Genomic DNA, 14,516 nt, shown 5'->3' on the forward strand with positions numbered 1-14,516 from the left:
AAAACCTCCCGCCCCTGGGTTCCCCCCGGGCCCATATTTATACTCTCTCTTTCGTTTTGCCCCCGGCGGGCGGGGGCCGCCCCCCCCGCCACTCCCATCACGTCTAGGGGAGGCTCATAGCGCGAAGAGTGCGAAAACCTCTTTCCTGAGGGCCGCAAACCGGCCTTCAGGAAACGGGTTTTCTCCCGTTTCTGGCCCACCGCCAATTGGTGGTGGGTGAAAAGACAAGAAGCCGCCGACAGGCGGCGGGCAACAAGACAGGGCCGCCAAGGTGGCCCGAGATGCAAGGCGAGCCGCGGCGAGGCTCGTCCCGAGAATTGAGCTAAGGAGCGACGATGGCCCAGACCCAGACTTTCAATGGCCGCAGACGCGTACGCAAGTTTTTCGGAAAGATCCCGGAAGTTGCGGAGATGCCGAACCTGATCGAGGTTCAGAAGGCATCCTATGACCAGTTCCTGATGGTGGAGGAGCCCAAGGGCGGGCGTCCTGACGAGGGGCTGCAGGCAGTTTTCAAGTCGGTCTTCCCGATTTCCGATTTTTCCGGCTCCTCGATGCTGGAATTCGTGAAGTACGAGTTCGAGGGACCGAAATTCGACGTTGACGAATGCCGTCAGCGCGACCTGACCTACGCGGCGCCGCTCAAGGTGACGCTGCGCCTCATCGTGTTCGATATCGACGAGGATACCGGCGCGAAGTCGATCAAGGACATCAAGGAGCAGGACGTTTACATGGGCGACATGCCGCTCATGACCTTGAACGGCACCTTCATCGTCAACGGCACCGAGCGCGTCATCGTCTCGCAGATGCACCGTTCGCCGGGCGTCTTCTTCGACCATGACAAGGGCAAGTCGCACTCGTCCGGCAAGCTTCTGTTTGCCGCGCGCGTTATTCCCTATCGCGGCTCATGGCTCGACATCGAGTTCGATAGCAAGGACGTCGTGCACGCCCGTATCGACCGCCGCCGCAAGATTCCGGTCACGTCGCTGCTGATGGCGCTCGGCATGGACGGCGAAGAGATCCTGTCGACCTTCTACAACAAGATCACCTACAAGCGCGCCGGCGACCATTGGCGTATCCCGTTCAACGTCGAGCGTTTCCGCGGCCTCAAGGCCGTTGGTGACCTGGTTGACGCCGACACCGGCGAGGTCGTCGTCGAGGCCGGCAAGAAGATCACTGCCCGCCAGGCCAGGGCGCTTGGCGAAAAGGGTCTCAAGGCGATCAAGGCGACCGACGAGGATCTGCTCGGCAACTATCTCGCCGAGGATATCGTCAACTATGCGACCGGTGAGATATTCCTCGAAGCCGGCGACGAGATCGACGAAAAGACGCTGAAAGTGCTGCTCGGCACCGGCGAGGACGAGATCAAGGTTCTCGACATCGACCATGTCAACGTCGGCGCCTATATCCGCAACACGCTCAACGTCGACAAGAACGAGAGCCGCCAGGACGCACTGTTCGACATCTATCGTGTCATGCGCCCGGGCGAGCCGCCGACGCTCGAGACCGCCGAAGCCATGTTCAACTCGCTGTTCTTCGACAGCGAGCGCTACGACTTGTCGGCCGTCGGCCGCGTCAAGATGAACATGCGCCTCGAGCTCAAGGCCGAGGACACCGTGCGCGTGCTGCGCAAAGAGGACATCCTGGCCGTGGTCAAGACGCTGGTCGAACTGCGCGACGGCAAGGGCGAGATCGACGACATCGACAATCTCGGCAATCGCCGCGTGCGCTCGGTCGGCGAGCTGATGGAGAACCAGTACCGCGTCGGGCTGCTGCGCATGGAGCGCGCGATCAAGGAACGCATGTCCTCGATCGAGATCGACACGGTGATGCCGCAGGACCTGATCAACGCCAAGCCGGCGGCTGCCGCCGTGCGCGAGTTCTTCGGTTCCTCGCAGCTGTCGCAGTTCATGGATCAGACCAACCCGCTGTCGGAGATCACCCACAAGCGCCGTCTTTCGGCGCTTGGACCGGGCGGTCTGACCCGCGAGCGTGCCGGTTTCGAAGTGCGCGACGTGCATCCGACGCATTACGGTCGCATCTGCCCGATCGAGACGCCGGAAGGCCCGAATATCGGCCTGATCAACTCGCTGGCGACCTTCGCGCGGGTCAACAAATACGGCTTCATCGAGAGCCCGTACCGCAAGATCGTCAATGGCAAGCTGACCAATGAGGTCGTTTACCTGTCGGCTATGGAAGAGGCCAAGCACCACGTCGCGCAGGCCAATGCCGAGCTCGACAAGAATGGTCATTTCGTCGACGAATTCGTCATTTGCCGCAACGCCGGCGAAGTGATGATGGCGCCGCGCGAAAACGTCGATCTGATGGACGTATCGCCGAAGCAGATGGTGTCGGTGGCCGCGGCCCTGATCCCGTTCCTCGAGAACGACGACGCCAACCGTGCGCTGATGGGCTCGAATATGCAGCGTCAGGCCGTGCCGCTGGTGCGCGCCGAAGCGCCGTTCGTCGGCACTGGCATGGAGCCGATCGTCGCCCGTGACTCGGGCGCCGCCATCGGCGCCCGCCGCGGCGGCATCGTCGACCAGGTGGACGCGACGCGTATCGTCATCCGCGCCACGGAAGATCTCGATCCCGGCAAGTCCGGCGTCGATATCTACCGGCTGATGAAGTTCCAGCGTTCGAACCAGAACACCTGCATCAACCAGCGTCCGCTGGTGCGCATGGGCGACCGGGTCAACAAGGGCGACATCATTGCCGACGGCCCGTCGACCGAGCTCGGCGATCTGGCCCTCGGCCGGAACGTGCTGGTCGCGTTCATGCCGTGGAACGGCTACAACTACGAGGATTCCATCCTTCTGTCCGAGCGCATCGTCGCCGACGACGTCTTCACCTCGATCCACATCGAGGAGTTCGAAGTCATGGCCCGCGACACCAAGCTCGGGCCGGAGGAGATCACGCGCGATATCCCGAACGTCTCGGAAGAAGCGCTGAAGAACCTCGATGAGGCCGGCATCGTCTACATCGGTGCGGAAGTGCAGCCGGGCGACATCCTGGTCGGCAAGATCACGCCGAAGGGCGAAAGCCCGATGACGCCGGAAGAAAAGCTGCTGCGCGCCATCTTCGGTGAAAAGGCCTCGGACGTGCGCGACACCTCGATGCGCATGCCTCCGGGAACCTTCGGGACCGTCGTCGAAGTGCGTGTCTTCAACCGCCACGGCGTCGAGAAGGACGAGCGCGCCATGGCGATCGAGCGCGAGGAGATCGAACGCCTCGCCAAGGACCGCGACGACGAGCAGGCGATCCTCGACCGCAACGTCTATTCGCGCCTTTCCGACGTTCTTGTCGGCAAGGAAGCGATTGCCGGGCCGAAGGGCTTCAAGAAGGGCTCGAAGCTGTCGAAGGACACGCTGGACGAGTATCCGCGTTCGCAGTGGTGGCAGTTTGCCGTGGAGAACGAAAAGCTCCAGAGCGAGCTGGAAGCCCTGCGTGGCCAGTACGACGATTCCAAGAAGGCGCTCGAGCAGCGCTTCATGGACAAGGTCGAGAAGGTGCAGCGCGGCGACGAAATGCCTCCGGGCGTCATGAAGATGGTCAAGGTCTTCGTGGCCGTGAAGCGCAAGATGCAGCCCGGCGACAAGATGGCTGGCCGGCACGGCAACAAGGGTGTCGTGTCGCGGATCGTTCCGGTCGAGGACATGCCTTTCCTCGAGGACGGCACGCATGCCGATATCGTGCTTAACCCGCTGGGTGTGCCGTCGCGCATGAATGTCGGCCAGATCCTGGAAACGCATCTGGGCTGGGCTTGCGCCGGAATGGGCAAGAAGATCGGCGATCTGATCGACGCGTACAAGACGGCGGGCGACATCAAGCCGCTGCGCAAGACGCTCGAGAGCTTCATGCCGGCCAACGACCGCAACGAGCCGATCCGCGAATATGACGACGAGAGCATCATTCGCCTCAGCGAGCAGATGCGCCGCGGCGTCTCCATCGCGACACCGGTGTTCGACGGCGCGCACGAGGCCGACATCAACATCATGCTGGAGCAGGCAGGCCTGCACACCAGCGGTCAGTCGCAGCTCTATGACGGACGCACCGGCGAACCGTTCGATCGCAAAGTGACGATGGGCTATATATATATGCTCAAGCTTCACCACCTTGTGGACGACAAGATCCACGCGCGTTCGATCGGGCCGTACTCGCTCGTTACCCAGCAGCCGCTGGGCGGCAAGGCGCAGTTCGGTGGCCAGCGCTTCGGCGAGATGGAGGTCTGGGCGCTGGAAGCATACGGCGCCGCCTACACGCTGCAGGAGATGCTGACGGTGAAGTCGGACGACGTCGCCGGCCGCACCAAGGTCTACGAGGCGATCGTCAGAGGCGACGACACCTTCGAGGCCGGCATCCCCGAGAGCTTCAACGTTCTCGTCAAGGAAATGCGGTCTCTCGGCCTCAACGTCGAGCTGGAGAACACCAAGCTCGACGAAAATCCGATCCGGCTGCCCGACGCGGCCGAATAAGCAAGACGTCCGACCGCGGTCTTCCCGCGACCGGACGCCGGGCATGATCCCGAAAAGTGGTTACCGGTTTTCGGCCAAGATCATGCTCAAACAACAGAGTTTCTTCGGCCGATGGCCGATCAAGTCGGCGGGCGTTTGGCCCGTGCTAGATGCAAGGGGTTTTCGAGGACCCCGAAAAGGAGAACGGCATGAACCAAGAGGTCATGAATCTCTTCAATCCCCAGGCGCCCGCGCAGGTGTTCGATTCCATCCGGATCTCGCTTGCCAGCCCTGAGAAGATTCTGTCCTGGTCGTTCGGCGAGATCAAGAAGCCGGAGACCATCAACTACCGCACCTTCAAGCCGGAGCGTGATGGCCTGTTCTGCGCACGCATTTTTGGTCCGATCAAGGACTATGAATGCCTGTGCGGCAAGTACAAGCGCATGAAGTACAAGGGCGTCATCTGCGAGAAGTGCGGCGTCGAAGTCACGCTGTCGCGCGTCCGCCGCGAGCGCATGGGCCATATCGAGCTGGCGGCACCGGTCGCCCACATCTGGTTCCTGAAGTCGCTGCCGTCGCGCATCGGCACGCTGCTCGACATGACGCTGAAGGACATCGAGCGCGTCCTCTATTTCGAGAACTACATCGTCACCGAACCCGGCCTGACCGCGCTGAAGGAGCACCAGCTGCTCAGCGAGGAAGAGTACATGATGGCCGTCGACGAGTATGGCGAGGATTCGTTCACCGCCATGATTGGCGCCGAGGCGATCCACGACCTGCTGGCCGGCATGGACCTCGAGAAGATCGCCGGCGATCTGCGCTCGGAACTGGCTTCGACCACCTCCGAGCTCAAGCAGAAGAAGTACCTGAAGCGGCTCAAGGTCGTCGAGAACTTCATGGAGTCCGGCAACCGTCCGGAATGGATGATCATGAAAGTGGTTCCGGTGATCCCGCCGGACCTGCGTCCGCTTGTCCCGCTGGACGGCGGCCGTTTCGCCACGTCGGATCTGAACGATCTCTATCGCCGCGTCATCAACCGCAACAACCGCCTGAAGCGGCTGATCGAGCTGCGCGCGCCCGGCATCATCGTGCGCAATGAAAAGCGCATGCTGCAGGAAGCCGTCGATGCACTGTTCGACAACGGCCGTCGCGGCCGCGTCATCACCGGCGCCAACAAGCGTCCGCTGAAGTCGCTGTCCGACATGCTGAAAGGCAAGCAGGGCCGGTTCCGCCAGAACCTGCTCGGCAAGCGCGTCGACTATTCCGGCCGCTCGGTCATCGTCACCGGCCCGGAGCTCAAGCTGCACCAGTGCGGCCTGCCGAAGAAGATGGCGCTCGAACTGTTCAAGCCCTTCATCTACGCCCGTCTCGACGCCAAGGGTTACTCCTCGACCGTCAAGCAAGCGAAGAAGTTGGTCGAGAAGGAGCGTCCGGAGGTCTGGGATATCCTCGACGAGGTCATCCGCGAGCATCCGGTGCTGTTGAACCGCGCGCCGACGCTGCACCGCCTCGGCATCCAGGCGTTCGAGCCGATCCTGATCGAAGGCAAGGCGATCCAGCTTCATCCGCTGGTCTGCACGGCCTTCAACGCCGACTTCGACGGCGACCAGATGGCGGTCCACGTGCCGCTGTCGCTGGAAGCGCAGCTCGAAGCCCGCGTGCTGATGATGTCGACCAACAACATCCTGCACCCGGCTTCCGGTGCGCCGATCATCGTGCCGTCGCAGGACATGGTTCTCGGTCTCTACTATCTCTCGATCGTCAACCAGAACGAGCCGGGCGAGGGCATGGTGTTTGCCGACATGGGCGAACTCCAGCACGCGCTCGAGACCAAGGCGGTGACGCTGCATGCCAAGATCAAGGGGCGCTTCCGTACGGTCGACGCCGACGGCAAGGTCGTGTCGAAGATCTACGACACTACGCCTGGCCGCATGATCATCGGCGAACTTCTCCCGAAGAACCACAATGTGCCGTACGAGACCGCCAACCAGGAGATGACCAAGAAGAACATCTCCAAGATGATCGACACCGTCTACCGCCATTGCGGTCAGAAGGAGACGGTCATTTTCTGCGATCGCATCATGGCTCTCGGCTTCAGCCACGCCTGCCGTGCCGGCATTTCGTTCGGCAAGGACGACATGCTGATTCCGGACGCCAAGATCAAGCTGGTGTCCGACACCGAGGCTTTGGCCAAGGAGTACGAGCAGCAGTACAATGACGGCCTGATCACCCAGGGCGAGAAGTACAACAAGGTCGTCGACGCCTGGGCCAAGTGCTCGGAAAAGGTCGCCGACGAAATGATGGCCCGCATCAAGGCTGTCGAGTTCGAGGACAACGGCCGTCAGAAGCCGATGAACTCGATCTACATGATGTCGCACTCCGGTGCGCGCGGTTCGCCCACCCAGATGCGCCAGCTTGCCGGCATGCGCGGCCTGATGGCCAAGCCTAGCGGTGAAATCATCGAGACGCCGATCATCTCGAACTTCAAGGAAGGCCTCACCGTGCTCGAGTACTTCAACTCGACCCACGGCGCCCGCAAGGGTCTGGCCGACACCGCCTTGAAGACGGCGAACTCGGGTTATCTGACGCGTCGTCTCGTCGACGTGGCGCAGGACTGCATCGTCAACTCGCTCGACTGCGGCACCGACAAGGGCCTCACTATGCAGCCGATCGTCGATGCCGGTCAGGTCGTCGCCTCGGTTGGCCAGCGCGTTCTCGGCCGCACCTCGCTCGACGACATCACCCACCCCGTCACCGGCGAGGTTCTGGTCAAGGCCGGAACACTGATGGACGAGCGTGACGTGGAACTGATCGAAAAGGCCGGCGTGCAATCGGTCCGCATCCGTTCGGCGCTGACCTGCGAGGTCAGGGTCGGCGTCTGCGCGGTCTGCTACGGACGCGATCTGGCCCGCGGCACGCCCGTCAACCAGGGCGAGGCTGTCGGCGTCATCGCGGCGCAGTCGATCGGCGAGCCGGGCACCCAGCTCACCATGCGCACCTTCCACATGGGCGGCACGGCGCAGGTGGTGGATTCCTCGTTCCTTGAAGCCTCGTACGAGGGCAAGGTCGAGATCCGCAACCGCAACGTGGTGCGCAACTCCGACGGCCAGCTGATGGTCATGGGCCGCAATATGGCGGTGCTGATCCTCGACGAGGCCGGCAAGGAACGCGCCACGCACCGCGTCACCTACGGTTCGCGCATCTTCGTCGACGATGGCGACAAGGTGAAGCGCGGCCAGCGTATCGCCGAGTGGGATCCTTATACCCGCCCGGTCCTCACCGAAATCGAGGGCAAGGTCGCGTTCGAGGATCTGGTCGACGGCATTTCCGTTCAGGAAACCGCCGACGAATCGACCGGCATCACCAAGCGCGAGGTCATCGACTGGCGTTCGACGCCGCGCGGCAACGACCTCAAGCCGGCGATCGCCATCCTGGATGCCAAGGGTAAGGTCGGCAAGCTGTCGAAGGGTGGCGACGCCCGCTTCCTGCTCTCGGTCGAGGCCATTCTTTCGGTCGAGCCGGGCGCACAGGTTCGCCCCGGCGACGTGCTGGCGCGTATTCCGATGGAAAGCGCCAAGACCAAGGACATCACCGGCGGTCTGCCGCGTGTTGCCGAGCTGTTCGAGGCACGCCGTCCGAAGGATCACGCCATCATCGCTGAGATCGATGGCACGATCCGCTTCGGCCGCGACTACAAGAACAAGCGCCGTATCATCATCGAACCGCATGACTCGACGCTTGAGCCGGTCGAATACCTGATCCCGAAGGGCAAGCCGTTCCATCTCCAGGACGGCGACGTCATCGAGAAGGGCGACTACATCCTCGACGGCAATCCGGCGCCGCACGACATCCTGGCGATCAAGGGCGTGGAGGCGCTTGCCTCCTACCTCGTCAACGAGATCCAGGAGGTCTACCGTCTGCAGGGCGTGTCGATCAACGACAAGCACATCGAGGTGATCGTTCGCCAGATGCTGCAGAAGGTCGAGATCACCACGCAGGGCGATTCGACCTACATTCCGGGCGACCACGTCGACGTGATCGAACTGGAAGAGGTCAACGAGCGCCTGGTCGAGGAAGGCAAGAAGCCGGCCGAAGGCCAGCCGGTGCTGCTCGGCATCACCAAAGCCTCGCTGCAGACGCCGTCCTTCATCTCGGCCGCCTCCTTCCAGGAGACGACGAGGGTGCTGACCGAAGCTGCGGTTGCCGGCAAGACCGACATGCTGCAGGGCCTGAAGGAAAACGTCATCGTTGGCCGGCTGATCCCGGCCGGCACCGGCGGCACGATGAGCCAGATCCGGCGCATCGCCACCTCGCGCGACGAGCTGATCATCGACGAGCGCCGCAAGGCGTCCGGCGTCGAGGTCGCCGAGCCGATGCTGACCGACATGGCTTCCGCCGCGCAGTAAGCGCGCAAGAAAGAGAAGATAGAAAAGGGGCCCAAGTGGCCCCTTTTCGCATTTTGGTTCTCTAATCGGATCGGAGAAGAAAACGATGAGCATGAAGACCTGGGCTTCTGTCGACGACTACATTGTCGAGGCTCTTTTCGATGCGGATCCCGCCCTCGATGCCGTTCTGGCGGCCAACCATGACCACGGCCTGCCGGCGATCGATGTTTCGCCGGCACAAGGCAAGCTGCTGTCACTTCTTGCGCGAATGCAGGGAGCCAAGAAGGTACTCGAAATCGGCACGTTGGGCGGCTACTCGACAATCTGGATGGCGCGAGCGTTGCCCGTGGACGGCAAGGTCGTGACGCTCGAGCTTGACCCGCACCACGCCAGTGTCGCGCGGTCGAACTTTGAACGCGCAGGGGTGTCGGACCGGGTAGAACTGCGGGTCGGACCGGCGCTTCAATCGCTTGCGGCGTTAGGCGCCGAGAATGCCGGGCCATTCGACTTCATCTTCATCGACGCCGACAAGCCGAACAACCCGCACTATCTGTCGTGGGCCATGCGTCTTTCGAGGCCGGGGACCGTCATCGTCTGCGACAATGTCATCCGTGACGGCGCGGTGGTGAATGAAGATGGTCGTGACGCCAATGTCGAAGGGGCACGCGCGGCGTTCTCGTTCATCGGCGGCGACAAGCGTCTGGAAGGCACCGCGATCCAGACTGTTGGCGCCAAGGGCTATGACGGCTTTGCCATAGCGATCGTCAATTGAACTTGCGCGGTGCGTGGCCGGACATGCGATCCGGCCGACGCCCGCTGATCAATCGAAAAAAGCTTGCACCACATTGCGCTTGCCCAGCATGAAGGCGTCGGCGACGTGCTGAAGGGGCGCGAGATCGACGTCGGAGGTACCCGCGCGCACGATCTCGGCAAAGCGCTTGTAAAGCATCGGGTATTCCGCTTCCGGCCCCTCGTGAACGACGCGGCCGTCGACGGCGAGCTTCGAGCCGCCGCCGGAAAGCACCATTTTACCCCGGTCCGTCTCGGCCAGGATGTCCCAGCTCTGCGGGCCGGTCTGAAGCCAGTCGAGTTCCATCGTCACCGGCAATCCATCCGAGGTGCGGAAGGTGACATGGGCCGCGACCGGGGATGCACGGTTCTCCGGAAAATCGAGCTCTGCCGAACTGATGAACATTGGCGGCAGGATGTGGGTGGCGATCGACAGTGCGTTGATGCCGGGATCGAAGACGCCGAAGCCGCCCGGTGCCCAGATCCATTCCTGATTCGGATGCCAGCGGCGGACATCTTCCTTCCAGATGATAGCCGCCGATCTGATTTTGGTTGAACCGAGGAAAGCGCGAGCGGCCTCGACAGCCGGCGCATAGCGTGAATGCCAACTGGCGAACAGACAGACGCCGTTCGCTGCCGCCAGCGCCTTCAGGTCCTCGACCTCGCTGACGGTCGCGCCCGGCGGCTTTTCCAGGAAGACATGCTTTTTCGCCACCAGCGCCGTGCGTGCGGCGTCATAACGGAACTGCGGCGGCATGCACAGCGACACCGCCTCGAGCTCCGGCACCGAGTCGAGCATCGCCTCGATCGTCGGGAAATTCGGGATGTCTTCGACTTTGCCGTGGCGGCTCGCTGCGGCGACCAGGCGATAATCCTGGTCCTTCACCAAGGCCGGCAGGTGCTGGTCGCGGACGATCTTTCCCACGCCGACGATGCCGAGCTTGATGGGACTAGAGGACATGGGAGCTCCGCAGGTTGAGTGTGCTTGGTTTTACCAGAGCTCGCTTCTTAGCAGAGAACTTGTGTCGGGCAAGTCGCCGGGCTTTTGTCGCCGGCCGTGAGATCGACCGCGATTCAGATCTCTTCAGATCGGCACATCGAAGGTCACGATCGACACTTCGCCTTCGAGCGCGCCCTGATAGGCGGACAGATGCGGCTCCTCGTCGGGCACGCCGTCCAGGTCACCGATCTGGTCGAGCTCGGCCTCGGCGTAACCTTCCGCGGCAAGTGATTCGAGAGCGCGGCGCACCGCCGAATCGTCGTCCGGGGCGACCAGCATCACATGCACGCCTTCCGGCTTGCCGCCTTTGCGCTTCCACACCCGGCCGGTAATAATGGTGACCGGGCGCTCCTCATTGTCATTCACGGGTTCGTACCTCCGGGCGAGGGGTTTTGGGCTGTTCATGCCGCCTTTTCGCACGAAGCACGGCGTGGAAACAGCCGCAAGCCGGTCACTTTCTGCCTTCCTCTTGAAAAACGGCGCAAGAAAATTACATGCGTTTTTCGCATGGCTGCCAAACCTCGGGTTCAGCGCAATATTTGCCGCTCCGGGGTTGACGGACAGTGGCCACACGAGTAGAAGCCGCCCAGTCAGAACCGATGTGAGGCTCTCGCTTCCGAAGCGACACGCTTTGGAGTTTGCCTCAAACAGGGTTCGTTTTACGAGCGAAAAGACATTTCCGGCGTGCATGAAGCGGCTTCCGCTTCCTCTGCCATTTGTTCGGGCAAGACCGCGAGGCGCGGTTTGTGGCCCGAATTTGCGTATGGAAATGACGCTTTGAGCGGCCCTGACCGGGCAAGACACGGAATTGAGAGACAAGAGGGTTTAATGCCTACCGTCAACCAGCTGATCCGCAAGCCGCGCATTGCGCCGGTGAAGCGCAACAAGGTCCCGGCCATGCAGCAGAACCCGCAGAAGCGGGGCGTCTGCACGCGCGTCTACACCACGACGCCGAAGAAGCCGAACTCGGCGCTGCGCAAGGTGGCCAAGATCCGTCTGACCAATGGTTTTGAAGTGATCGGTTACATCCCCGGCGAAGGCCACAACCTTCAGGAACACTCGGTGGTGATGATCCGTGGCGGCCGCGTCAAGGATCTTCCGGGCGTCCGTTACCACATCATCCGCGGCGTGCTCGACACGCAAGGCGTGAAGAACCGCAAGCAGCGCCGTTCGAAATACGGCGCCAAGCGTCCGAAGTGACCGAAGCGTAGCCAAGGTCGTTCCGGACGGCGTCAAGCGACGATCCGGGATCCAGGCCACCGCGTAGAATTGAGGCAGAGAAAAAATGTCCCGTCGTCACAGTGCAGAAAAGCGTGAGATCAATCCGGACCCGAAGTTCGGCGACCTGATCGTCACCAAGTTCATGAATGCCGTCATGTATGATGGCAAGAAGTCGGTTGCCGAGACCATCGTCTACGGCGCGCTCGACCAGGTCCAGTCCAAGACCAAGCAGGAGCCGGTCACCGTCTTCCATCAGGCGCTCGACAATGTCGCGCCGCATGTGGAAGTGCGTTCGCGCCGCGTCGGCGGCGCCACCTACCAGGTTCCGGTCGACGTGCGCCCGGAGCGCCGGCAGGCATTGGCCATCCGCTGGCTGATCGCCGCCGCCCGCAACCGCAACGAGACCACCATGGTCGACCGCCTCTCCGGCGAGCTGATGGACGCGGCCAACAACCGCGGCACCGCCGTCAAGAAGCGTGAAGACACCCACAAGATGGCAGAAGCCAACCGCGCTTTCGCGCACTACCGCTGGTAAAGCGCGAACGAGACTGAAGAGGCACCTCCCATGGCCCGCGAATATAAAATCGAAGACTACCGCAATTTCGGTATCATGGCGCATATCGACGCCGGCAAGACGACGACCACCGAGCGCGTCCTCTATTACACGGGCAAGTCGCACAAGATCGGCGAAGTCCACGACGGCGCTGCGACCATGGATTGGATGGAGCAGGAGCAGGAGCGCGGCATCACCATCACGTCGGCCGCCACCACGACCTTCTGGAAGGGTCGCGACGGCAAGATGTATCGCTTCAACATCATCGACACCCCTGGCCACGTCGACTTCACCATCGAGGTCGAGCGTTCGCTGCGCGTGCTCGACGGCGCCATCGCGCTGCTCGATGCCAATGCCGGTGTCGAGCCGCAGACGGAGACCGTCTGGCGCCAGGCCGACAAGTATCGCGTGCCGCGCATGATCTTCTGCAACAAGATGGACAAGATCGGCGCCGACTTTTACCGCTCGGTCGAGATGATCGGTTCGCGCCTCGGTGCGCATGCCGTCGTCATGCAGTTGCCGATCGGCGCCGAGACCGAGTTCAAGGGTGTCGTCGATCTCGTCGAGATGAACGCGCTGGTCTGGCGCGACGAGACGCTGGGCGCTGCCTGGGACATCGTCGAGATCCCTGCCGACCTCAAGGCTCGTGCCGAAGAATACCGCGAGAAGATGATTGAGGCCGCCGTCGAAATGGACGAAACGGCGCTCGAGAATTACCTCGAAGGCAAGATGCCGAGCAACGACGAGATCCGTGCACTCATCCGCAAGGGCACGATCGCGGTGAAGTTCTATCCGATGTTCTGCGGCTCGGCCTTCAAGAACAAGGGCGTGCAGCCGCTGCTCGACGCCGTCGTCGAATATCTGCCGTCGCCGGCCGATGTCCCTGCCATCAAGGGCGTCGACGCCAAGACCGACGCCGAGATCGAGCGTCATGCCGACGACAACGAGCCGCTGTCGATGCTCGCCTTCAAGATCATGAACGACCCGTTCGTCGGTTCACTCACCTTTGCCCGCATCTATTCGGGCAAGCTCACCAAGGGCATCTCGGTCGACAACACCGTGAAGGGCAAGAAAGAGCGCATCGGCCGCATGTTGCAGATGCATGCGAATTCGCGCGCCGACGTCGAAGAGGCATTTGCCGGCGACATCGTCGCCCTCGCTGGTCTCAAGGACACCACCACCGGCGACACGCTCAGTGATCCGCTGCATCCGGTCATCCTCGAGCGCATGGAATTCCCCGATCCGGTCATCCAGATCGCCATCGAGCCGAAGACCAAGAACGACCAGGAAAAGATGGGCCTCGCCCTTCACCGCCTGGCCGCCGAGGATCCGTCCTTCCGCGTCAAGACCGACGAGGAAAGCGGCCAGACCATCATCTCCGGCATGGGCGAACTTCACCTCGACATCATCGTCGACCGCATGCGCCGCGAGTTCAAGGTCGAGGCCAATGTCGGCGCACCGCAGGTGGCCTACCGCGAGACGATCACCCGCAAGCACGAGCAGGACTACACGCACAAGAAGCAGACCGGCGGTACCGGCCAGTTCGCCCGCGTCAAGATCCTGTTCGAGCCGAATCCGGAAAGCAGCGAATTCGAGTTCGAAACCAAGATTGTCGGCGGCGCTGTGCCGAAGGAATACATCCCCGGTGTCGAAAAGGGCATCAACAGCGTCATGACCTCGGGCCCGTTCGCCGGCTTCCCGATGATCGGCGTCAAGGCGACGCTGATCGATGGCGCCTACCACGACGTGGACTCGTCGGTTCTGGCCTTCGAAATCGCCGGCCGCGCCTGCTTCCGTGAAGCAGCGCCCAAGCTTGGCGTGCAGTTGCTCGAGCCGATCATGAAGGTCGAGGTGGTGACGCCGGAAGATTACGTCGGCAGCGTTATCGGCGACCTGAACGGCCGTCGTGGCCAGATCCAGGGCCAGGAAGCCCGCGGCGTCGCGGTGGTCATCAACGCGATGGTGCCGCTCGCCAACATGTTCAAATACGTGGACAACCTTCGCTCGATGAGCCAGGGCCGCGCGGCCTACACGATGCAGTTCGACCATTACGAGCCGGTCCCGACCGCGGTCGCCCAGGAAGTCCAGAAGAAATACGCGTAACTCGAAACGAGTTG

General features: G+C 62.3%; 8 protein-coding genes. 6 read left to right on the forward strand and 2 right to left on the reverse strand.

The window, feature by feature from the left end; genetic code table 11:
- Nucleotides 1-335 precede the first annotated feature (335 nt).
- The 3 genes from rpoB to NKH80_RS10305 all read left to right on the forward strand — a co-directional run bounded on the left by rpoB (nucleotide 336) and on the right by NKH80_RS10305 (nucleotide 9,608).
- Nucleotides 336-4,472 carry a DNA-directed RNA polymerase subunit beta gene (rpoB, locus tag NKH80_RS10295; RefSeq protein ID WP_254817143.1) on the forward strand — a complete coding sequence of 1,379 codons (4,137 nt, stop codon included), beginning with the start codon at nucleotides 336-338 and terminating at the stop codon, nucleotides 4,470-4,472.
- Nucleotides 4,473-4,660: 188 nt separating this feature from the next.
- Nucleotides 4,661-8,857 carry a DNA-directed RNA polymerase subunit beta' gene (gene rpoC, locus NKH80_RS10300; protein ID WP_352991405.1) on the forward strand — a complete coding sequence of 1,399 codons (4,197 nt, stop codon included), beginning with the start codon at nucleotides 4,661-4,663 and terminating at the stop codon, nucleotides 8,855-8,857.
- 85 nt (nucleotides 8,858-8,942) lie between these two features.
- Nucleotides 8,943-9,608, forward strand: a complete 666-nt coding sequence (locus NKH80_RS10305; protein WP_352480673.1) for an O-methyltransferase — start codon at nucleotides 8,943-8,945, stop codon at nucleotides 9,606-9,608.
- 48 nt (nucleotides 9,609-9,656) lie between these two features.
- Here NKH80_RS10305 and NKH80_RS10310 read toward each other — a convergent pair whose 3' ends face one another.
- Together NKH80_RS10310 and NKH80_RS10315 are read right to left on the reverse strand one after the other, a co-directional pair.
- Entirely contained in the window at nucleotides 9,657-10,586 is a 930-nt protein-coding gene (locus tag NKH80_RS10310) for a Gfo/Idh/MocA family protein (protein ID WP_352991408.1), read from the reverse strand.
- A 123-nt stretch (nucleotides 10,587-10,709) separates the two neighbouring features.
- The gene (locus NKH80_RS10315; RefSeq protein WP_254817147.1) at nucleotides 10,710-10,991 is read right to left on the reverse strand and encodes a transcriptional regulator; all 282 of its coding nucleotides are present in this window, start codon (nucleotides 10,989-10,991) and stop codon (nucleotides 10,710-10,712) included.
- Nucleotides 10,992-11,453: 462 nt separating this feature from the next.
- Between NKH80_RS10315 and rpsL the strand changes: the two genes are divergently transcribed.
- The 3 genes from rpsL to fusA all read left to right on the forward strand — a co-directional run bounded on the left by rpsL (nucleotide 11,454) and on the right by fusA (nucleotide 14,502).
- On the forward strand, nucleotides 11,454-11,825 hold the full coding sequence (gene rpsL, locus NKH80_RS10320) for a 30S ribosomal protein S12 (RefSeq protein ID WP_006333356.1): 372 nt from the start codon (nucleotides 11,454-11,456) through the stop codon (nucleotides 11,823-11,825).
- A gap of 85 nt (nucleotides 11,826-11,910) precedes the next feature.
- Nucleotides 11,911-12,381, forward strand: a complete 471-nt coding sequence (gene rpsG, locus NKH80_RS10325; protein ID WP_008875664.1) for a 30S ribosomal protein S7 — start codon at nucleotides 11,911-11,913, stop codon at nucleotides 12,379-12,381.
- 30 nt (nucleotides 12,382-12,411) lie between these two features.
- Complete coding sequence (fusA, locus tag NKH80_RS10330) at nucleotides 12,412-14,502, forward strand: elongation factor G (RefSeq protein ID WP_254817148.1); 2,091 nt, start codon at nucleotides 12,412-12,414, stop codon at nucleotides 14,500-14,502.
- Nucleotides 14,503-14,516 lie beyond the last annotated feature (14 nt).

Origin of the sequence: Mesorhizobium sp. M0904 (genome assembly GCF_040319475.1) — a bacterium.
Classification (GTDB): domain Bacteria; phylum Pseudomonadota; class Alphaproteobacteria; order Rhizobiales; family Rhizobiaceae; genus Mesorhizobium.